Source organism: Nitrosomonas communis, from assembly GCF_900114745.1.
Taxonomy (GTDB): domain Bacteria; phylum Pseudomonadota; class Gammaproteobacteria; order Burkholderiales; family Nitrosomonadaceae; genus Nitrosomonas; species Nitrosomonas communis_A.
The window spans coordinates 21561-44448 of sequence record NZ_FOUB01000024.1 but is presented as its reverse complement, the minus strand read 5'-3'; the positions used below and the strand labels follow the sequence as shown (position 1 = coordinate 44448).

The window sequence follows — 22888 nt, the reverse complement described above, 5'->3', positions numbered from 1 at the left end:
TTATATGTATATGGGCAAAAGAGAAAACTCATAAAATTAAATTAGCATTGTTGGAATACAGGTCGACCGGCAATATAAAATAAATCATGTTGTGCAGGTACTCGCTATTCCAATGTGCTTCTGTCTTTTAAAATAAAACGAGTCTGGTCATGATGAGACAATTCCTTGAGAATTCAATGTTATTTGGCACTAATGCTCCTTTTATCGAGGATCTCTATGAAAAATATCTCAGCAACCCGGATTCGATACCTCCTGAATGGCGTAGTTATTTTGATTCATTGCAACAGACCCTGACGATAACTGCACGAGATGTTCCCCATACTCCTATCATCGAATCATTTGTAAAGCTCGCACAAACTCCTCCATCTGAAAAACGTCTTGGTGGACCACAAATCACTCCTCCATTAGTCTCGGCTGAGGCTAATGAACGTAAACAAATAGCTGTTCTCCAGCTTATCAACATGTACCGTTTTCTTGGTGTGCGTCTGGCACGTCTCGATCCGCTCAATCATCAGCAAATATCGGATACACCAGAGCTCGATCCGGCTTTTTATGAATTGACTGAAGCCGATATGGAAACGGTTTTTAATACTGGTTCATTGGTAGGTCAGGAGCATGCGCCATTAAAGGAAATCTTACAGATACTGCGGCAAACTTACTGCGGCACCATTGGCACAGAATATATGTTTATTACTGATTTGAAGCAGAAGCGCTGGATTCAGAATCGCCTAGAGGGTCCGCGCTCCCAACCCAGCCTTACTGCTGATTACAAACGATATATCCTTGAACGCCTGACTGCCGCAGAAGGTCTGGAAAAATACCTTCACACTCGTTATGTTGGACAAAAGCGTTTCTCCGGTGAAGGAAACGAAAGCCTGATTCCTTTACTGGATAAATTGCTACAACATGCGGGCGAAGTCGGCGTACAAGAAATCGTGATCGGCATGGCACATCGAGGCAGACTAAATGTGCTGGTCAACACGCTAGGTAAAATGCCCTCAGATTTGTTTTTGGAATTCGAAGGAAAAAAAATGCAGACGCTCGCCGCTGGCGATGTCAAGTATCATCAGGGATTCTCCTCCGCTGTGATGACACCGGGTGGAATTGTATATCTTGCCCTTGCGTTTAATCCCTCCCACCTTGAAATTGTTAACCCTGTGGTGGAAGGCTCAGTTCTTGCCCGCCAGCATCGTTTACATGATAAAAATGGAGAGTTAGTCATTCCTGTGTTGCTGCATGGTGATGCAGCCTTCTCTGGGCAGGGGGTGGTAATGGAAACATTAAACTTGTCGCAAACACGAGGCTATGGTACAGGCGGTACCGTTCATATCATTATTAACAACCAGATCGGCTTTACTACCTCCGATCCTCGTGACAGCCGCTCCACCCTTTATTGCACCGATGTGGCAAAAATGATCGAAGCACCTATTTTCCATGTTAATGGCGATGATCCTGAAGCTGTTGTCATGGTGACAGAAATTGCATTGGATTATCGCATGCAGTTTCACAAGGATGTTGTCATTGATTTAGTGTGTTTTCGCAGGCAAGGTCACAATGAGCAAGACGAACCCATGGTCACACAGCCCTCCATGTACCACATCATTAATAAACATCCTGGAACACGCAAGCTTTACATGGACAAGCTGGTCGCAGCAGGTGTTATTACTGTGGCTGAGGCAGAAGCTATGGTCAAGGCTTATTATGATGCCATGGATGCAGGTAACAACCCCAATAAAACCATTCTCTATGATTATAAATCACCTCACGCAACTAATTGGGCGCCTTTCCTTAAACCAGGTAAATGGAATGAACCGGTAAAAACCGGAGTCCCCATTGATAAACTAAAATTCCTGGCAGAACGGCTAACGGATACTCCAGCGACCTTTAAATTGCATCCGAGGGTTGAAAAAATTATTGCTGATCGACGTGAAATGGGAAAAGGAAACTTGCCACTGGATTGGGGAATGGCTGAAAATCTGGCTTACGCCTCACTACTGAAAGAGGGTTATCCAATTCGCTTCTCTGGGCAAGATAGCGGGCGCGGCACCTTTTTCCATCGCCATGCGGTATTGCATGATCAGAACCGTGAGCAGGAACAAAGAGAAGATGGCATTTATGTACCGCTCCGTCATATTGCAGCCAAACAGCCTGATTTCACGATTATCGATTCAATGCTCTCGGAAGAAGCCGTGTTAGGTTGCGAGTATGGCTATGCGACGGCTCAACCGGATGCACTCGTTATTTGGGAGGCGCAGTTTGGTGATTTTGCTAATGTCGCACAAGTCGTAATTGACCAATTTATCACCTCGGGCGAAGCTAAATGGGGACGTTTATGCGGATTAGTCATGATGCTGCCGCATGGGTATGAGGGGCAAGGGCCTGAACATTCGTCGGCCCGGCTAGAACGGTTCTTGCAGTTATGCGCGGAATATAATATCCAGGTATGCGTTCCTTCCACACCCGCCCAGATCTTTCATTTGTTGCGGCGTCAGATGATCCGTCCCATTCGCAAGCCATTGATCATTATGATGCCCAAAAGCTTGCTTCGACATAAAGAATCAGTATCTTCATTAGAAGATCTGGCTAATGTTCAATTCCAAGCCGTCATTCCCGAAATAGAGCCTCTCAATACTGATAGGGTAAGACGGATCATTGGCTGCAGTGGCAAGATATATTATGAATTACTCGCCTATCGCCGCAAGCAAGGCATTACAGACATGGCCATCATTCGGCTCGAACAGCTCTATCCCTTCCCACACGAAGATTTTCAAGTAGAAATAGATCGTTACCACAATGCCAAGGAAATCATCTGGTGCCAGGAGGAACCAGGCAACCAGGGAGCTTGGCACCGTATTCAACATTACATCCTTAGGCATAAGCGACCTGATCAGATTCTCAGCTACGCTTTACGTTCTTCATCAGCATCGCCTGCTGTTGGTTATCTGGAGCTGGATCGATTCCAACAGAGGGAATTGGTTGAGGCGGCATTTCGGGATAAAATTTAAAAAGGAAAGCAGATTATGTTAATCGAAGTCAAAGTACCTCAATTGTCTGAATCGGTTGCTGAAGCCACTTTGATTTCCTGGCACAAGCAGCAAGGTGATCTGGTCAATCGCGGTGAAAATCTAATTGATGTTGAAACGGACAAAGTAGTTCTGGAGCTACCCGCCCCGCAGCAGGGTATTCTAGCTGAAATCATTAAGGGTGATGGTACTATAGTAAAAAGTGGTGAAGTGATCGCTAAAATAGAGACAGAGACTCGGGAAGCCGAAGAGCATCCTAAGGTTGAAGCCATTACTGAAAAAAGAATCACATCGACTGAAGCCTCGGGAAGTGAGGAAACCCATCCCGTAGAAGAAACTGAGCAGGTAACGCCAAAGCTGATGCCCGCAGCTAAAAAGGTGGCTGAAGAAAACAATCTCAGCTTGGATGAACTCAATGCTATCACAGGAACAGGACGTGAGGGTCGCATCACTAAGGAAGATATCCTAGCCTATGTGAAAAATAAAACCATTACCTCTCAAGCAAAAACCAAAATACCTGAGACAGGTGTCATGCCTGCAACCGGAGCTCGACCTGAACAACGCGTGCCTATGACCAGATTACGAATGCGTATTGCTGAGCGATTGGTACAGTCTCAAGCGACAACTGCCACCCTGACGACATTCAATGAAGTCAATATGCAGGCGATTATTGATTTACGTACGCGTTACAAAGATACCTTTGAAAAAGAGCACGGGGTTAAACTCGGGATTACCTCGTTCTTCGTCAAAGCGGCTGTTGCCGCGCTGAAGAAATTTCCTATTATCAACGCTTCGGTAGATGGTAATGACATTGTTTATCATGGTTATTACGATATCGGTATCGCAGTGGCAAGTCCACGCGGATTGGTGGTACCGATTATCCGTAACGCTGATCAGTTATCACTGGCAGAGATAGAAAAGCAAATTGCTGATTTCTCAAAAAGAGCACAAGAGGGTAAATTAACCATTGAAGAATTAATGGGTGGTACCTTTTCCATCACTAATGGGGGCATCTTTGGGTCCATACTTTCGACGCCAATTATCAATCCGCCGCAAAGTGCGATTTTAGGTATTCACGCGACTAAGCAACGCCCTGTAGTTGAAAATGGTCAAATCATTATACGCCCTATCAATTATCTTGCGCTCTCTTATGATCATCGCATTATTGATGGTCGTGAAGCCGTGCTATCGCTCGTTGCTATCAAGGAAGCCTTAGAATATCCTGTCAGTCCGTTATTTGAGCAATGAGCCATTAAAAATAACTCATTAATAAATGATCTCTACGTTCTCTGGCTGTAGATAGGTAGATAGCGATTCAATCAATGTGTCATCTAGATGAATATACCATGTATTACCTAATTCAATCTCGCAGGTTGCATACTGGTTCCGGTAAATGACCGTTACAGGGCAGTAGGAATAAAGGTGGCTCTCTGCACCTTTATTTCTGGTTATGCTATCTTGCCGATAAGGCATGAACAACTCTCTAAGTCTGGCCACAGTGGCTATATCAGAGGTTACAGAGCCGTTGAGCACGAACCTTAATTTTTTTGCATAGCAGGAGCGGGCACTCGCAAGATCATAAAGTTTATCGGCAATAATGCGAAGTTCATCGTTGCTTCCAAAAGCATTATTAATAGTAACTTCAGCAATCAGAAGCTGATCTTCTTTTAGAAGATCAGTGTGATGACAAAATAATTCGTTATAAACGACTACCTCTACTTGGGCATGGCCATCGTCTAACACGATGATGGCCATTTTCCCTCGGCGCGTCATTTGTGTGCGGACAGAATGAATCACACCAGCAATTAGCTGAGGCTCTCGTCGTGAACTAAGTCGGTCTAGGCGGGTCTGGACAAATTGGCTAAGCTCTTTTACGTAGGTAGAAAAAGGATGCCCGCTGAAATAAAACCCTAATCCCAGCTTCTCATTCTGCAGTATTTCTTTATCTGACCATTGGGAAACGTTGACTAAAGCCGGATGTTGAAAACTGTTCTCAATTTCCGTAAATAAACTCGTCTGATGAATTGACAAACTACGTTGCTCGGCAAATTCGATTGCGATACCTACAGAAGCTAATAAGCCTGCCCGGTTAGGATCGATACTATCAAATGCACCGACACGAATAAGTGATTCTATAACGCGACGATTGACTACTCGCCGATCAATCCGACAACAAAAATCAAATAAATCAGTAAACCATCCACCTTGATTGCGTGCTTCAATAATGGCTGAGATAGCCCCTTCCCCGGTGCCTTTCACTGCTCCCAGGCCATAACGGATAGTTCTTTCATCAACTGGATTAAAATGATACTCGGATCGATTAATATCTGGCGGTAAAATAGTAAGCCGATTGGCCAGACAGTCCCCGTAAAAAACATTGATCTTATCGGTATCATTCATTTCTGCCGACAAACACGCAGCCATAAACTCGGCAGGAAAGTGTGCTTTAAGATAAGCTGTCTGAAACGCGATCAAAGCATAAGCGGCAGCATGCGATTTATTGAAACCATAACCAGCAAATTTCTCCATCAAATTAAAGAGCGTAATCGCATCCTGTTCAGTCAAACCATTCTTGACGGCACCCGCTACAAAAATATCGCGTTGCTGCGCCATTTCTTCCACCTTTTTTTTGCCCATCGCACGCCGTAATAAATCAGCGCCCCCCAGGCTATACCCGCCTATCACCTGAGCAATTTGCATCACTTGTTCCTGATAAATCATGACGCCATATGTTGGTCCAAGAATAGGTTCCAGACGCGGATCCAGATATTCCACACGTTTTCCGTGTTTACGTTCTATAAATTCGGGAATCAGATCCATTGGTCCAGGTCGATAAAGTGCTACCAGAGCAATCAGATCTTCAAACCGATCAGGCTTCGCTTTTTGCAGCAGATCTTTCATGCCGCGTGATTCAAATTGAAAAATACCGATTGCGTTGCCTTGTCTCATTAACGCATAGGTCGCAGCATCCTCTAAAGGAATATGATTTAAAGAAAAGGGTAGATTCAGTAGAGGCGTCGACTGTCCAGCTTGCTGATCGGCTGCCTGTGTACCTAATTCAGCATAACGCTGCCGAATATCACAGACTGCCCTGTCAAGAATAGTCAGAGTACGCAATCCAAGAAAATCAAACTTCACCAGACCAATTTTCTCGACATCATCCTTATCAAACTGACTAACGACCGAATCTCCCGCATCAGCACAATACACAGGGCAAAAATCGGTAATCTTCCCAGGAGCAATCAGCACACCACCCGCATGCATTCCCACGTTGCGCGTCAGCCCCTCTAGGCGTTCTGCCAGTTCCAGCAAATTACGCACATCTTCTTCCTCTTGTGCACGCTGCTCCAGCTGAGGTTCAACAGCACGTGCCTTTTTTAGCGTCATACCGATCTCGAATGGCACTAATTTGGCTAGTTGATCGACAAAGTTATACGGTAAATCGAGCACACGGCCCACATCTCGCACGACTGCTTTTGCTGCCATCGTGCCAAAAGTGACAATCTGCGAAACACTCTCAGCACCATAGCGCTGCTTCACATATTCAATGACGCGTTCACGCCTATCCTGACAGAAATCGATATCAAAATCTGGCATAGATATCCGTTCGGGATTCAGGAAACGCTCGAACAGCAAATCATAGCGCATCGGGTCAAGATCAGTGATCCCAAGTGAATAAGCAACTAGAGAGCCTGCACCTGACCCACGCCCTGGACCTACCGGCACATCGTTCTGCTTGGCCCAGTTGATAAAATCAGCGACGATCAAAAAATAGCCTGCAAAACCCATCTGGATGATAGTATCAACTTCGAAATCCAGTCTGTTCTGATACGTTGGCAACTTCGAAGCATATACCCCGATCTCTGGAAACAGAACAAGCAGGCGTTTTTCTAACCCAGCTTCGGCCTGCTCACGCAAATATTGCTCAATACTAACCGTACCTGGTGTTGGAAAGCGTGGTAAGCGGTTAACGCCCAGCTCGAGTACAAGTGAGCAGCGCTTGGCAATTTCTACACTGTTGGCAAGAGCGGCTGGTATATCCGCAAAAAGAGCCTGCATTTCTGCTTGCGTTTTAAAATATTGCTGCTCGGTAAAGCGATGCGGACGCCGGCGGTCACCTAGCACATATCCTTCTGCAATGCATACCCTCGCCTCATGGGCTTTATAATCTTCAGGTTCTAAAAATTGCACTGGATGGGTTGCTACAACAGGTAATTGCAATTTGGAAGCCAGCTGCAGAGAATTGCGTACACAGCTTTCCTCGTTCGCATAGCCGATCCGCTGTACCTCGATATAGAATCGTTCTGGAAATAAGTTTGCCCATTCTTGAGCTAGAGTTTCAGCCGCACTCAAATTATTTTGTGATAGTTGCGACCCTATTTCGCTATGATGGGCACCTGACAGCAGAATCAATCCATCTGTTCCACTTTCATCAGCATGAAACCAGGATTTGCGGAATTCAGCCCGGCCACGGTATAAATTCTCACGATAAGCTCGTGATAGCAAACGACATAATAACAAGTAACCAGTAAAAGATTGGCATAACAATAAAACGCGGGTGGGCTTATCACGATCTGCCTCATTAGTAACCCAGGTATCACACCCAATGATGGGTTTGATACCTTTTTTATAAGCGCTTTGGTAGAATTTGATCAATCCAAAAAGATTGGCAAGATCCGTTAACGCCACTGCTGGCATATTATCTGAAGCTGCTTTTGATAAAACTTCATCGATACGAACGATGCTATCAACGATGGAGTATTCACTATGCAGTCGAAGGTGGATAAAAGCAGGATCAGTCAGCATAATGCTACAATTAAAAAATTAACTATTTGGCTTTCAGGATTATTTCTGGGAATGATTCACTATTAATCGGCGTAGTTTTTCGTATGCGTACCAAACTGCCCATCGATTTAACATTACTGCTCATTTTACACTATGCTAAACACCCTTGAACTTTTACTCCCAGCTGGCTCACTGGAAAAAATGCGTATTGCTTATGCTTATGGCGCTGATGCAGTTTATGCTGGCCAACCACGGTATTCTCTACGAGCCCGTAATAATGAGTTTTCTCTGGAGCAATTACGTAACGGCATTACAGAAGCCCATGCACTAAACAAAAAGTTCTTTGTTACCAGCAACCTTATGCCGCATAACGCCAAGGTAAAAACTTATATGGCTGATATGGCACCCGTCATTGAGCTCAAACCCGATGCACTGATTATGGCAGACCCCGGTCTCATTATGTTAGTCAGAGAGAAATGGCCAGATATTCCAATCCATCTCTCTGTTCAAGCCAATACTGTCAATTATGCTGCGGTTAAATTCTGGCAGAAAATCGGATTAACACGCGTCATCCTCTCCAGAGAACTATCACTCGATGAAATTAGCGAAATTCGTCAACTTTGCCCAGATATGGAATTGGAAGTGTTTGTTCATGGGGCCTTATGTATTGCTTACTCAGGGCGATGCCTGTTATCAGGCTACTTTAATCATCGCGATCCAAACCAGGGTACCTGCACCAATTCCTGTCGATGGGATTATAAAGTGAAATCAGCCGAAGAAAATGCAACCGGTGACATTGAGCCTTTGCATAAAATTGACTTCGACTTCAACCAGGCATTAATGCAACAACCTACCCCTCAGGATAATATCAAACGGCATCCGGCTGCAGATCAGGTTTATCTGATTGAGGAAGGAGAACGACCAGGCCAGCTCATGCCCATCATGGAAGATGAACATGGCACCTATATTATGAATTCTAAAGATCTGCGCGCAGTGGAACATATCGGACGACTCGCTAAGATCGGGGTCAATTCGCTCAAAATCGAAGGGCGAACCAAATCAGCCTACTATGTTGCGCGCACAGCCCAAGTCTACCGTAAAGCGATAGATGATGCGATAGCCAACCGCCCCTTCGATCCTGCCCTGCTTGGTCAATTGGAAGGACTTGCCAATCGTGGCTATACCACCGGCTTCTACCAGCGACATCATAGTCACGAAACTCAGAACTATCTGCGTGGCCATTCGGAGTCAAACCGTAGTCAATATGTGGGTGATGTTACTGCTATTGATAAAATCAGTGGCATGGCTGAAATTCTAGTTAAGAATCGCTTTGAGATAGGAGATCGCTTGGAGATCATTCACCCCTCTGGTAATCAAGTGATTGAACTGGAACAGATGCAAAACATTGATGGACTAGCGATTCATATCGCTCCAGGTAGCGGACACCGGGTAAGAATTCCACTTAAAGGAAATGTTGAAAAAGCTTTTGTAGCGAGATTTTTATCTTGATCCAGGCAAATCTTCTAAAAAGAACAATCCAAACGTTCACACTGATTCAAAGAAACTGATAAGCCGCTGAGGCAGCCAACTATGCTGACCAGGGAAGGTTCCCTGCATAAATCCAACATGTCCGCCTTGCTCAGGAAATTCAAGCAAAACCATAGATGAAACTTTGCCTCTTGTCGGCAATACATCAGCCGGCATGAATGGATCATTTTGCGCATTGATAACAAAAGTGGGAGTCTGGATATGTTGAAGCCAAGGCTTGCTGCTGGATTTACTCCAGTACTCCTCCGTGTTACGGAAGCCATGCAAGGGTGCTGTGACATAGTTATCGAATTCATATAGCGAACTCGTTGCAGCGATCGCCCCCCTATCGAGCAAACCTGGAAAGCGCTTATGTTTTTCTAATGCTTTACGCTTTAAAGAACCTAGAAAATGCCGGGTATAGACTTGGTTAAAACCTAAATCAAGCGCCTTTCCAGCAGCAGCTAAATCAAGTGGGGCTGAAACTGCAGCAGCGGCTGTAATTAGTCTGCTTGCCTGACTACCTTGTTCACCTAACCATTTCAATAAAGCATTTCCACCCAGTGAAATACCGATTACATAAAGTGGCAAACCTGATTTCTGCAACTCACATTGATGCGCTATTCGTCTTAGCATCCAATCTATTTCCAATGAATCACCTGCATGGTAAGCACGTGGTAGTCTATTAGGCTCCCCAGAGCACCCACGAAAATGAATAATCGCACCCCGCCAATTCTGCTCTCGCAAATGATTCAAAATACTGAGTGAATAATGACTGCGTGAGCTTCCTTCCAGCCCATGGAACATGACCACCAGCGGCTTATCCAAAGGGCCTTCAAGCCAATCAACATCTACAAAATCACCATCTTCAAGTTCCCAGCGCTCACGTTGCAAAACTACCTGCAATGATGGCCTTAAAAAATAAGGATAAATAGTTTGTGCATTACCACCTGGTAGCCATTTGGGCGCAATATACTTAAATTTAGCGTTCATATAATCTCGGAAATCCAACAATGAGTTTCTCAAAAATGACAAAAAATAATCGTTATTTTCTTGCCATGCCAATAAATTAATTCTTGTTAGATTCTCATTCACCCAACTTAAAGTAATGGAAAATGTCGCTAACTATATATAGTGAAAAATTTATTTTTTATTTTAAAAGCAATAAATATTACCTTGCTTCTCATCATGCTGCTTACTCTAAGCAAAATAAAATATAAATTTCAAAAGCTCAAAAAATCATTTTTTTTAACTTATATTTGAACCTATACAGTGTTTCAGTTAGAATGTCGCATTACCCAGGCGCGTAGCTCAGCTGGTTAGAGCATCACCTTGACATGGTGGGGGTCGTTGGTTCGAGTCCAATCGCGCCTACCAAAATACATATAGAAATAAAAACTAATACCCAATTTTAGTTTTTCTATTTATTGCATAAGCAAGATTATGACATTTGAGCAAAAAGCGAGTTTCATGCTGACTGCAATAATGTCATTTTTATAAATCATATATTCCCTGCCTATCGTACTGTAGCACATTATACTTCAGTACCACATACAGATTAAACTTGGTAAACAAACTTTCCTAAAAAGAGACTGTGGTGCTATTTGGTGACAGTTCAACGCCATCAGCATTGATGCCTGTAACATGCCCTTATATACCTTAAGGAAACAACAAATTCCCGTAAAAATCATTTACTCCAGAATTTGAGCCGTTACTGTGCCAGAGGGTTTGGCTACCGAGTGATAGTGATTGGTCATCAGACAATAGACATGACAAACGGAATTAAAGTCTTCAATTATCTGTCGAAAAATTTCAAGAAATCTTTCTCGATCAATATCAGCGACGTGGCACCGCGTCAACTCGACCACTTCGTTAGGCTTTCTTGGCTTCGCTTTCATAATGGTCCAGTTTATCCTCCAGCTCTGATACCAAGTGCTCGATCAGTCCCACAACCTCCTGTGGTGATTCGAAAGTCTTATCTTTACCAAACATAATCAACGCATGGATGTCTTCGCTCTGGAATGGATATATTCCGCGAAATGCTCTAGTTAGTAGATCAACGCACATATCAATAACTCTCGCTCCAGAGTAACCGTCGGCTCCAACTTCTGGCCTTAACCCATAGTCAATTCTTTCTTTTTTAGGGATATCCCGGTACCTGTCTTTGCATATCCCAACGCGATCATATAAGTCTCTGAGTCGCATCGCGTAAATACTACTACCCGTGCTGTCACGCATGTTAGCTAGTGACGTAACTTGTATATTTGTTAGATTTGCCGCCTCTATTGCTCCACTTTGAAAACCGGATTCAGAGAGCAAAATTCCTCTGTCCGCTCCTACATCTGACACAATTTCACGAAGCCCCAAAACATGTAGTTTATTTACCGGGTTTTTCCATTGTTTACACTCTACAACCCATGTTATTTCGAAACCAACGTAGTATGAGGTGACTAGCACATCTACATCGTGGCTAGTTCGCACACCTTTTATTGTGACATCAGTAGAAGCATTTAGACCTATTGACCGGAAATACTCGGCCGTGTCTTCTTGATATTTTTTCCATGCTTTCATCAAAAACCTACGTATGTATATGAGCCTAACGCCAACCCCAGCGGAAAACGGAGAAATCAATTTGCGGTAAAGTGGGCGCAGCAACTCGCAAATTAATGTCGCGTATTTTTTTCCGCTACTGGTTATTGTTATAAGACATTTTCTCTGGCAACTTTTAAAATTTGGGGATCTACAATACCATTCAATTCGCCGTACTCTAAAAATACCTCTTGTTCACCAATAGCGTAACACCCGATCTGATATTCAGGAAAAGTAAAAGTCATTCCCCAATCACGGAAATTGAAATGGCAAAAATTTTCACCTAACGGATGAGTCCCGCGCTCTACATAACTGGAATCTAGATCATTTTCTAAAAGCAGTTTCTCGCGAACAAGCAATGAAAGATCAACCAATTTGTCTTCGATTAGCAAATTTTCAATCGTTACCGGCTGAAAAGGGTTTAGTATAAAGTTTTGGACACGCGTACATTGTCCACGATGAGCTGCCCCTGAAGAATACTGTATCAAGGTATACTTAATTAGCCCAGCATCACGTCTCACTACTTCGTATTTTCCTCTCAGCCAGTTCAACGTATAAAAATGCATTTCTTCAGGATTCTTTCGAACCAACTCATCGTGAAATTGCCGCATATCTACTAAAAGCTCGTTACCCCACGCTTCCAGGTTTTTTGAGACAATCCTCTCCGATGGATCTTCGAAATCTGGAAACTCGAATTTGAAATCATATCCTGGCTGACGCTCATCAATTTCTGAAATGCACCGCTTAATTTCAATTATTTTTTCACCAAACTGATTAGGATCATATTTCATCGCCTCTTGAATCAATCTCGCTTTGTATTCCTTTAGCGATTTTCTATCAATTTCATCTTTGTGCGCCCGCCTATGACATATGGGACATAAAGCAATGAGGTTTTCGTACTCATGCTTTTTACATGTTTCCCAAGGAACTATGTGATGAATGTCGATTTCAGTTTGTCCACATCTAGGAATTGCACACCTGTGACCAACTTCTACTAAAACCGCTCTTTTTAATTCGCTAGGAATTGGAGGCCTACTCATTGTTCACCTACTGTCTTATAACGTTTGCCATAACCGGCTGGAAATATCTATGGGGTCTACCATTGAATTTGTGGATGACACCCGTTATCAAGAAGCGTAGCATAACTTGTTGATGGGGGTATGGCTCAAGGGGATCCGTTGTGAATAATTCCGACTAACTCGGCTCTGAAATGCCGCCCCTTCCTTCCGCATCATTCAACACTCCTTCTGGGATGGTGCCAGTCAAATGAGCGAGTCACCTCAGGGTCAGGCCCACACGGAACAGGATCAGGTCTAGATCCGCAGCGCGCAGTAACCTATTAACACAAATGAAACATCTATTCTAGACCCTGTGTGCCCAAATTTTAATTCTGTAAAAATGAATGCCTTTGCATTATTGCCTGCCTATTTGATTACTCCTAGCATGTACCACATAAAATGTTGAACCCATTGATACTGCTCTGTTGGGAGTGTCAATCTCTTTCTAATAGCCTTTTTTATATATTGATTCAGCCAAGTGAAGTATGAAGTCACCAGCTATTGCCGTATTCTTTATGTGTCAAATATATTTCATAAATTAATTTGTAATGGATAGAACATCTTCAGCTTCATTTCGTATTAGAAGAGACCAGATATTGACAACAGGCGCTGAGCCAATTAGTCAATAGAAATATAAAGAATAACGGGCACGATTAGAGGCCAGTGCCATCCAATAGCCTTTCCAGTGGCCTCAAATACTGCTAAGGAGGTTCATCATGGCGATTTACATTGTTCTAGTTAATTATACCGATCAGGGAATTCGCAATGTCAAGGACACGACCAAGCGGGTGGATGCTATAAAAGAAATGGCAAAGAAGTTTGGTGTTACTACCAAGGAATTCTATTGGACATTAGGAAGTTACGACGTCGTTAATATATTCGAGGCATCTGACGACGCATCCATGGCAGCGCTGGTGGCGAGTATCGGTGCAGCAGGCAATGTTCGAACCATAACTATGCGAGCTTTTGTCCAGAAAGACATGGAGGGCATACTTGCAAAGCTGGGATAGGGCAAATGGCTTACCAGCCCAATCTGGCGTTCTTGGGGTGATAGCAATTGGTTTTACGAATCCCTGTGACCTGCCTGGGAGCATCACCCCCTCTCTAGCACCTGATGTCTTTGCCTGCTACTTATTCATGGGGTTTTGCGGAAGGATTAGAAATGGATAAAAACTGATGATTACTCGTTAAAATACTATTTTGAGATTCAAATGGTAATATAGTGAAATCTAACAAACCTCCCCAGATTAAGGAAAGCAAACCCAAGGAATCCCACGTTTGCGAGAATAATAAAGAGGTATTGCTGGATTGCCGAGTGCCTGCACGGCTCGAAGAAATTGAAAAGCTTGCTGATGCTGTTAACAAAGCTCTATCTGACCCTGATCTGGCTTTCTCGGTTAACCTTTGTTTAGAAGAATTGATAACAAATACCATTCTGCATGGCCTCAAGTGTGCCAATAATCGGTTCATTCATGTCCGAATGAGTGTATCGAATGAATGGCTGGAAATTCTGCTCAAGGATGATGCCCCCCAGTATGACCCCTTTAAGCAGGCTCCTAAACCTAACCTGGATCTGGATATTAACGAACGCCCTGTCGGTGGCCTTGGTGTGCATATTGTGAAAAAACTGATGGATGATGTTCAGGCTTACTATGATGGTACTGGTAATTTAATTATATTACTCAAGAAATTACATCAACTTTCACCGGAATAATGGTGTTCCAGAAAATCTTTGATCAGGCAATCACGGCAAGCGCTTCCGCAACAGAATTTCCTATTTTGAAAACGGTATTAAAACCGCACATACCGAATACCGATCGTACGTTTCCCTTGACATTCGCCAAACACAGCCGACCACCTTTTGCATTCAGTAGCTTGGCCATAAGCAAGAGGCCACGCAAACCGGCGCTGCTGATATAGTCGACTTGGTCAAAGTCAACCACAAAGTAAATATCTCCACTATCGATCAGTTCTCGAATTTTTTTTTCATACTCAGGTGTAGTCACTGCATCCAGTCGGCCGCTAATCGTTACAACGATGGCATTATTTTCTTTTTTAGTTTGTAAATCCATGGAGGTTATCCCTCAAGGGGAGTTTTTTTAATCACAAATTGTAATCTGTTTTTACCATCCGACCACTTATAGTCAATGCTTTCACTCAAATTCTTAATGATCATCAACCCCAAATCATCGACTAAATTCTCTCTGACAAGGGGATTAACCTTCTCCCCTGCGCTTTCACAAATAAGCTCAAGGCATTCGTTCTTTTCCGAATAGGCTATGGTCATTTCCAGAGCCACCCTGCTCAGATATGGCCTATAGATTTGCAGCAATTCTTCAACCAATAGGAGTAAGTTGTACCGGGTTTGCTTCGATAGGATCCGCTTATCACAAAAAGCTTCAATTTCAGCATTCATGGCATACAGGTCATAATCAGGTGAAGTGATGCGACAGGTGTAACTGAGTATCCTATTGATAAAAGCCTTGGTTTTTTCTTTTTGTGGGTGCTCGAAAATTTGCTCTGGCGTCCCTTCTTCGTAGATTAACCCTTCATCCATATACAACACTCTGTTTGATACATCACGGGCAAAATCCATTTCATGGGTAACTATCGCCATGGTCATACCTTCTTTAGCGAGGCGACGGATGACCGACAGCACTTCCCTGACCATAGTTGGATCCAACGCTGAAGTCGGCTCGTCAAAAAGAATGATCTCCGGCTCCATAGCCAGGCAACGAGCAATAGCCACGCGCTGTTGTTGCCCGCCTGAAAGCTCGTCCGGGTAATTGCCAGTTTTCTCGGCTAAACCAACCAGCCGCAGCAGCTCAAGCGCTTTTGCCCGGGCTACCTCTTTACTCATTCCCCGCAGCTTGATCGGACCGATAGTTAAATTTTCCAACACAGACAGGTGGGAAAAAAGATTAAATGATTGGAATACCATGTTCATCTTCTGGCGTATTTTTGCCACATCGACCTTTTTATCCAGAATGTCTATGCCATTGATATAAATTGATCCACTAGTCGGATATTCGAGCAAATTGAGGCAGCGTAATAAAGTACTCTTACCGGTACCGGAAGGTCCAATGATGGAGACAATCTCTCCTTTTTTTATTTCAGTAGTAATGTCCTTCAATACCATCAAATCTCCGTATTTCTTTGTGAGATGCTCGATTTTGATCACGCTTTAACCGCCTTGCGCCGTTTATATCTTGGATCAGTCACCCGTTCAAGATATCCCAGTGACTGCATGAGTAGCCAGGCTATCAGGAAATACAGAATTGACACCATTATCAGCGGAAAAAAGGCATCGAAGGTACGGCTACGAATGATGTCGCTGGCCTTGGTGAGATCCTGGACGGCAATGTATCCAACAATGGACGTCATTTTGACCAATGAGATGAATTCTCCTTTGTAAACCGGCAAAATGCGTTGCACGGTCTGAGGTAAAACAATGAACACAAATGTCTTGAACTTGGTGAAGCCCATGGCGATACCGGCTTCTATCTGCCCTCTGTTAACTCCTTCAATGCCAGATCTGAAGATTTCAGAGACATAAGCAGCAAAATTCATACCGAAAGCAATAATCGCAACCAGTACCGGGTTGATACTGACCGATGCAAAAACCACATAAAAGATCAGCATCAACAGAATCAAAACCGGCATGCCGCGGATGAGGTTGATATAAACTTTGGCAGGCAGATTAAGGATAGTCCTGTGGGACATGCGCATAAAACACACGGATGCACCAAGCAGTGTTCCTAAAATCGTCGAAAATATCGAGATGATTACAGTGGTTTTCAAGCCATCCCAAATCAAGAGATAACGGTCCTCCTGGATAATATTGCTGTAAAAGCTGCTGATTATCCCTGTGAGGAACGTAGGAGGCTCGATTACAGGAGTTGATTCGATATCATAGTCTGAAATATTCCTTTTAAGGGCGAAAACTTCAGTGGCTATCTCATAATAGGGATCGGAAAAATCAATCTGTTTTTTCCTTTCTTCCGTTATATAGAGAGTGCTCGCAATCATATCGACTTTGCCACTAGACACGGCCGCGATCAGGCTGCCAAAATCCATATCGGCAAATTTGACCTCTTTCCTGAGATAGGCGGCAAATCTTTTTGCAAGTTCGATATCGAATCCAATCAACTTGTTTTCTTTGAGTACCGTAAAGGGAAGCCCCTTGTCGCTGACTATACCCACAACCAAGGTGCCGTTTAATTTCGGATTAACAATCTCAGGCATGTGTATATCGCCCTTTTCCACCCAGCGATATACCATATCGTTGTAAAGACCATCTGACTTGATACGTTGGAGAAATTCGTTGAATTTTGCACGTAATGCATCATTGTCCTTATTGAAACCAATACCGATAGGATAGGAAAGCAAAGCTCCCACTGGCCCTAGTTCACTGTCTTTGCTAAGTATTTCAACCAAGCTTTCTCGATTGTATATCGCGGCATCGACCTTACCTGATTTTACCGCCAGCAGCAGATCAGACAAATTTTTGTATTGCAGGATAGTTGCGTTTGGATAGTGTTCCATTGCATAGGTGTCATGAACGGAACCGAGCAACACGCCGATGCGTTTGTCTTGGAGATCCGTAACTGATGTAATTTTTTTCTGCTTAACTTGATCAAATCCAGCTTGGCTCACGTTCAAAATATTTTTCTTTAAGGCAAAAACACGAGTGCCGATTTCATAATACGGCTCAGAAAAATTGATTTGTTTTTTTCTTTCTTCCGTTACATAGATGGCGCTGGCAATCATGTCGACTTTACCAGTAGAAACAGCAGCGATCAGGCTACCGAAATCCATATTGGCAAGCTTTAACTCTTTGCCAAGATAAGCCGCAAATCTCTCTAAGAGCTCTATATCGAACCCAACCAGCTGGTTATCTTTAACCGCTGTAAAGGGTAGGCCGGCATCGCTGATCCCAGCAATAAGTACACCATCCGGTTTTATGTTTTCAATGATGGGCATATGTGTCTCGCCCTGTTCCATCCAGCGATGGATCATGTCGTGGTAAATGCCGCTTTGTTTGATCTCTGATAAAAATTGATTAAATTGATCCCTTAGGGTCTCAATATCTTTGTTAAAGCCGACCCCTATCGGGAATGTGAATAGCGGATCTCCTAATAATCCAAAAGAATCGTCCTGGCGCATGATTTCGCGTAAGGGCTCGGCATCGTACAAGGCGGCATCGACCTTGCCTGATTTGACTGCCAAGGCAACATCGGCAGGAGATTTATATTGAAGAATGGTGGCATCAGGATAATTTTTCGTCGCATAAATATCGTGAGCTGAACCGACCAGCACAGCAATGCGCTTATTTTTCAGGTTTGTAACGGTAGTAAGCTTTGAGCCTGTTGCTAGTAATGGTTGTGTCTTAGCTGTAGGGGTTTCTCTGACGAGCATAACCTGAGCATTAGCATAGTATGGCTGTGTAAAATCTACAAATTTTCGGCGTTCCTCTGTTGCAGTCATGCCGGTTACAATCAAATCAACCTTGCCGGATTGCAGTGCTGGTATTAGCGCCATGAATTTCATATTGTAAAATTCAACTGGTCTCTGCAGCTTGACGCCGATAATACGCGCTAGCTCACCGTCATGCCCGGTTACTCTGCCGTTTTTGTCGACAAAACTGAATGGTTCTCGTGTGGCACTTACCCCTATTTTTAACGGCTTCCCTTCTATAGGGAGGGTGATGTTTATTTCTTCATAAGGGCTCAAATCTAGTTTAAACCAGCGCTTCTTCATCGATTCCAATGTACCGTCGCTCTTCAGCTCAGAGATTATTCTATTCAATGTGGACAGTAGCTCGTCATTACCTTTCTTGAGAGCAATCGCAGTGTCCTCATAGGCAAGCGGCTCGGCTAACAATCCCAATTCTGGATTCTTCTTTGAGACTTGAAGCGCAGCGGGATATGCCGTTACGATCGTGTCAAGTTGACCCGAATTCATGGCGGCCACAGCATCCATGATATCGTCGAAACTTTTGACCTGCGCCTGCGGGAATCTGGCACGGGTGATCGCTTCACCGGTTGAACCAGTCATCACGCCGATTCTTGCATTTTTTGCTTGATCAAGCCTAGTAATAACAATTTCACTTTTCTTGCAACCTGCAAGCGGAGCAAATGCTACCAGAATAATCAGCGCCAATAGCGCCGGTATTTTCATGCCTTCTTCCTTATATCTTTTGTGCAAACTTTATGCGGTGTCATTTTTATCGCCAGCATGGTGATATCGTCCGATTGAGGGGCACCATTGGCATGATGTGCCACTTCAGAGTTGATATAATGAATCAAATTTGCAAGATCCTCTCGGGGGGCATTTTGCAGCACATTGAGCAACCGCTCCTCTCCATACAGTGTATCTTCCGGATTCTTTGCTTCGGTCACACCATCGGTATAGAGAAAGAAAATGTCTTCCGGCCCTAGCATAAGATGCTCGGTCACAAAAATTGTATCAGTCATAGCGCCCAGCATTAACCCCGGTTTCGGGCTAAGATAGCGTACCCCTTGCGAGTCAATGATCAGTGGAGGATTGTGGCCAGCATTGGCAAAACGTACATTGCCATTCGTAATATCCAGAATAGCGCAGAACACTGTAGTAAACATACAATTGTCATTGTCCGCCGCGAGAATCTTATTAACAGAAGTAAGCATCTTGTCTGGTTCCCCAAGCCGCTGGCCCTCGGTCTTCAACAGGGTCTTGGCCACCATCATGTACAACGCAGCGGGAACGCCTTTATCGGAGACGTCCGCAATCAGGAAACACAGATTGGTTTCGTTAATGAAAAAGAAGTCGTAAAAGTCACCCCCCACCTCTTTGGCAGGAATCATCGATGCATAGATTTCAAACTCGGTATGTTCAGGAAACGGGGGGAAAGTGCGCGGTAGCAGGCTGACCTGGATTTGGGTTGCCATTCTTAGTTCGCTCTGGATCCTTTCTTTGGCCGCAGTCATCTCGGTTAGGTTTTTGATGTATTCTTTGAGCGACTGTTTCATAACTTGAAAGTTATGCGTGAGCACACCCACCTCATCGTTCATGTGCACTGTTGGCAATGGCACATCAAAGTTGCCGGAAGCGATTTCATCGGTCGCAGCGGTCAGCAATTGGAGTGGTTTTATAATAGCCTTGGCAATGTAGGCCACTGCTACGATTAACATGAGGATCCCACCAAAACCCATCACCGCCATGGTCATGCTCAACTTTTTGACATTCTCCAGCAGCTCTGTCTCCGGAAAAACAACTGCAAGCGTCCATCCTGTCGAAGGGATTGGTGTATAATACATCCAGCTCATGAACCCTGCCAAGCTCTGGTAGTGGATAAAGCCTGTCTCACCCCTGATCATTTTCTTGCCGAGTTCCCGCAGGGAGGGGTCATTGCGCGCTTCTGCAATGCTGAAGAATGTTTCGTTCATAATGGCATCCTTCATTGGATGAGCAAGTATCGTCCCATTACGGGAAAGTAAAGCCGCATAGCCAGTTCTGAGTATTTTGACTGAAGAGACGAGTTCTGTTAGGGCTTCCAGGGAAACGTCTGCGCCTACAATCCCCTGTAGTTGTTTCTTACCATTGATTTCATTATAGAAAGGAATCGAACAGGTCGACATCACAATATTGCCAGCGCCTTCATCGAAATAAGGTTCGCTCCATTCGAGTTTGCCTAGTTCGCGCGGAATCTGGTACCAATCCCAGTACAGATACGGAAAATCCATATACGAGTCCTCCAGGTGGCTAAAAGCAATCTTTCCTTTTTTCCAGAAATAATAAGGTGCGTACAAACGTAAATCAGCGTTGAAGGCGTAGGGCTCAAAGGCAGCAAACGAGCCGTAAATTTCTGGATTACTTTCGACAGTTATTCTAAGCAAGGAAAGGAGCTGCTGCTCTGTAAGCTTGCTTGTCTCCAATGAGCGCGCTAACCCTTCCGTCACTTTGGTAACCGCCATAAGCTGTGTCTCTACCTTATTAATCAATGACATGGCGAGGTTACGCGCATTGCTTTCCAGCTCGCTTTGTAGAATGGTCCGGGACTGATGATAGTTATAGCCGAGCGTCACAACGAAGATGGCTACACTAGAGAGCGTTATAACCAGAACGAGTCTGATAACAATACTATTTTTCCCCGGCATCAGCCCTCCAGACAAAATCGTTGTATTCCGGGTATTTGTGAATCAGACCTTGTTTTTGCAGCGCATGGGCTACGGCCTCGAAATCCTGTTGCATAAGATGGCCTAGGGTTCCTTTAGAATTGACAGGCACCATCAGGTCCCGCATCCGCTCTAGCATCCATTTCTGATGCATCCGGTTGGCTGGTAGATGGGCTTCACGCATATATTTGATGACAATATCCAGTGTCTCGCCTGGATGAGCAAAAGCATAGCGCCATCCCTCCAACGATGCCTTGACAAAAGCTACTGCCAGGGCAGGGTCTTTATGCAAAGTCCTTTCCATCATGTAGATGCCATCCTCCAGAAAATTCATCCCCTCATCTCTCAGGAAAATAACATTCAATTCCTCAGGATCAATTCCGGAATTGAGAATGGTGTGGTACTCATTGAACCACATGGCCGATGTCACATCGATACCACCACGCAGAAAGAGATTGACGGTGTGAGACTGACGCACTTCTCTGACCTTGATACGGTGCTGGGCGAAAAGAGTGCGCGGCGGTATAGACACGTCGCCTTCCCACAACCCGATTTTTTTGCCATCCATATCATCAATGGTCTTGATACCGGCAGTTTTTTTTGAAATCAACATCATTGAAGACTGCTGTGTGATTTGGGCCAGGTTAACAAGTCTGGTCCCTGCAGAACGATGCTGCAGGGCGGTTGTTAACCAAAGAATGGCAAAGTCAGTAGTGCCTTTTTCTAGATCTTCAGCAGGAGAATGCCCAGGTCCAGCTCTGAGAATTTTAAGGTCAATCCCATGCCGAGCATAGATTCCCTTGTCGAGAGCCACGTAATAGCCGGCAAACTGAGCTTGTGGGCTCCACAGAGGCATGAGAGAAGCGATTTTCAATGGAGTTTCAGTGGCGCCAAGAGGGAACGCAACAATCCATGCTATGAACAGCACAGGCATCGCTAGTATGATGGTATACTTCTTTCCTTGGAGACAGCTGTTATGCCATATTTTGCTTATGCTCACTTCTGTTTGATCCTTCTAGACAAAGAGGAGACACACCAAAAGTCTTCACATAACCGACCAATCTAGTGAGTTATAGTGATTTTTAGAGTATGCAATTGGAAATAAAAATTAGGTTGCCTATTGTCTACTTCCACCGAAAATCACAATCCACAAACTAAATCACACTAACATACGCCTTCCTCTTAAAGTGTCGCATGTAAACCGGCTTAATTATTGTTCAGAAAGATATAGAAAAACAGGAAGTGAATAAATACGGGTAAATACGTAAAAGTTAAGCCTCTTATTGATAAGTTATAAGAAAATGCAGGATTATCAAGCTTTCTTCATGTTACTAACTGTAAAGACTACAGTTGTTCAAATTCAGAAAATAATCAGTGGATTACTTTGAACCAATCTGTCACTAGCTATCATTGGAGAATCTTTTTATTCCATTTCCAAATCACAACTGACTTTGTCGGCTTCACCTTGCCGTATTATTTATACTATCTGCGGCTCGCCTTCGCGTCATGTTTGATTTGGAAATGGAATTAGAGAGCTATCTAAACTTCACCATTTCTGCTTTTTTTGCTTTAATTATCAATTAACAAGTGCCCGAAAAAAGCAAAAATACCGATTGCGATACCCGTTACAAACTGGGCATGTACAAAATAAGAAAACTTTTTCAGTTCGGTAGATAAAAAATGCCAGGTGAGGAATAAACCAAATAATCCTTGCCAGATAATTAACGCTAAAACCAGTGGAAAAAAACAA

Annotated in this window: 15 protein-coding genes and 1 tRNA gene; 6 read left to right on the top strand and 10 right to left on the bottom strand. The window is 43.9% G+C overall.

Annotated elements, in window-relative coordinates; all coding sequences use genetic code 11:
• Positions 1–149 precede the first annotated feature (149 nt).
• Together BM122_RS10360 and odhB are read left to right on the top strand one after the other, a co-directional pair.
• Positions 150–3005 carry a 2-oxoglutarate dehydrogenase E1 component gene (locus tag BM122_RS10360; RefSeq protein ID WP_074905497.1) on the top strand — a complete coding sequence of 952 codons (2856 nt, stop codon included), beginning with the start codon at positions 150–152 and terminating at the stop codon, positions 3003–3005.
• A 15-nt stretch (positions 3006–3020) separates the two neighbouring features.
• A complete protein-coding gene (odhB, locus tag BM122_RS10355; protein WP_074905496.1) occupies positions 3021–4271 on the top strand; it encodes a 2-oxoglutarate dehydrogenase complex dihydrolipoyllysine-residue succinyltransferase in 1251 nt (416 codons plus the stop codon).
• Positions 4272–4289: 18 nt separating this feature from the next.
• Here odhB and dnaE read toward each other — a convergent pair whose 3' ends face one another.
• Positions 4290–7829 carry a DNA polymerase III subunit alpha gene (gene dnaE / locus BM122_RS10350; protein WP_074905495.1) on the bottom strand — a complete coding sequence of 1180 codons (3540 nt, stop codon included), beginning with the start codon at positions 7827–7829 and terminating at the stop codon, positions 4290–4292.
• 132 nt (positions 7830–7961) lie between these two features.
• Between dnaE and trhP the strand changes: the two genes are divergently transcribed.
• Complete coding sequence (trhP, locus tag BM122_RS10345) at positions 7962–9317, top strand: prephenate-dependent tRNA uridine(34) hydroxylase TrhP (protein WP_074905494.1); 1356 nt, start codon at positions 7962–7964, stop codon at positions 9315–9317.
• A 36-nt stretch (positions 9318–9353) separates the two neighbouring features.
• Here trhP and BM122_RS10340 read toward each other — a convergent pair whose 3' ends face one another.
• Entirely contained in the window at positions 9354–10328 is a 975-nt protein-coding gene (locus BM122_RS10340; protein ID WP_074905510.1) for a hydrolase, read from the bottom strand.
• A 307-nt stretch (positions 10329–10635) separates the two neighbouring features.
• On the opposite strand from BM122_RS10340, the gene BM122_RS10335 reads away from it, so the two are divergent.
• A tRNA-Val gene (locus BM122_RS10335) sits at positions 10636–10712 on the top strand.
• A 314-nt stretch (positions 10713–11026) separates the two neighbouring features.
• Here BM122_RS10335 and BM122_RS22400 read toward each other — a convergent pair.
• The 3 genes from BM122_RS22400 to BM122_RS10325 all read right to left on the bottom strand — a co-directional run bounded on the left by BM122_RS22400 (position 11027) and on the right by BM122_RS10325 (position 12964).
• Entirely contained in the window at positions 11027–11233 is a 207-nt protein-coding gene (locus BM122_RS22400; RefSeq protein WP_143083396.1) for a hypothetical protein, read from the bottom strand.
• Entirely contained in the window at positions 11208–11906 is a 699-nt protein-coding gene (locus BM122_RS10330) for a restriction endonuclease (protein ID WP_074905493.1), read from the bottom strand. Before BM122_RS10330 ends, BM122_RS22400 begins: the two co-directional genes overlap by 26 nt.
• 128 nt (positions 11907–12034) lie before the next feature.
• Positions 12035–12964 (bottom strand): HNH endonuclease, encoded by a 930-nt coding sequence (locus BM122_RS10325; RefSeq protein ID WP_074905492.1) that lies wholly within the window; start codon positions 12962–12964, stop codon positions 12035–12037.
• Positions 12965–13698: 734 nt separating this feature from the next.
• On the opposite strand from BM122_RS10325, the gene BM122_RS10320 reads away from it, so the two are divergent.
• Together BM122_RS10320 and BM122_RS10315 are read left to right on the top strand one after the other, a co-directional pair.
• Entirely contained in the window at positions 13699–13992 is a 294-nt protein-coding gene (locus tag BM122_RS10320; RefSeq protein WP_074905491.1) for a GYD domain-containing protein, read from the top strand.
• Between the two features lie 212 nt (positions 13993–14204).
• Entirely contained in the window at positions 14205–14696 is a 492-nt protein-coding gene (locus BM122_RS10315) for an ATP-binding protein (RefSeq protein ID WP_218152058.1), read from the top strand.
• A 22-nt stretch (positions 14697–14718) separates the two neighbouring features.
• Here BM122_RS10315 and BM122_RS10310 read toward each other — a convergent pair whose 3' ends face one another.
• The 5 genes from BM122_RS10310 to BM122_RS10290 are packed head-to-tail and all read right to left on the bottom strand — an operon-like array spanning position 14719 to position 22138.
• Entirely contained in the window at positions 14719–15054 is a 336-nt protein-coding gene (locus BM122_RS10310) for an STAS domain-containing protein (protein WP_074905489.1), read from the bottom strand.
• A 5-nt stretch (positions 15055–15059) separates the two neighbouring features.
• A complete protein-coding gene (locus tag BM122_RS25070; RefSeq protein ID WP_074905488.1) occupies positions 15060–16163 on the bottom strand; it encodes an amino acid ABC transporter ATP-binding protein in 1104 nt (367 codons plus the stop codon).
• Positions 16160–19162: an ABC transporter permease subunit gene (locus BM122_RS10300; protein WP_074905487.1), complete on the bottom strand. Its 3003-nt coding sequence runs from the start codon at positions 19160–19162 to the stop codon at positions 16160–16162. Before BM122_RS10300 ends, BM122_RS25070 begins: the two co-directional genes overlap by 4 nt.
• Entirely contained in the window at positions 19159–21120 is a 1962-nt protein-coding gene (locus BM122_RS10295) for a SpoIIE family protein phosphatase (protein ID WP_074905486.1), read from the bottom strand. The genes BM122_RS10300 and BM122_RS10295 overlap by 4 nt, the downstream gene beginning before the upstream one ends.
• Positions 21104–22138 (bottom strand): ABC transporter substrate-binding protein, encoded by a 1035-nt coding sequence (locus tag BM122_RS10290; RefSeq protein ID WP_218152057.1) that lies wholly within the window; start codon positions 22136–22138, stop codon positions 21104–21106. Before BM122_RS10290 ends, BM122_RS10295 begins: the two co-directional genes overlap by 17 nt.
• Positions 22139–22888 lie beyond the last annotated feature (750 nt).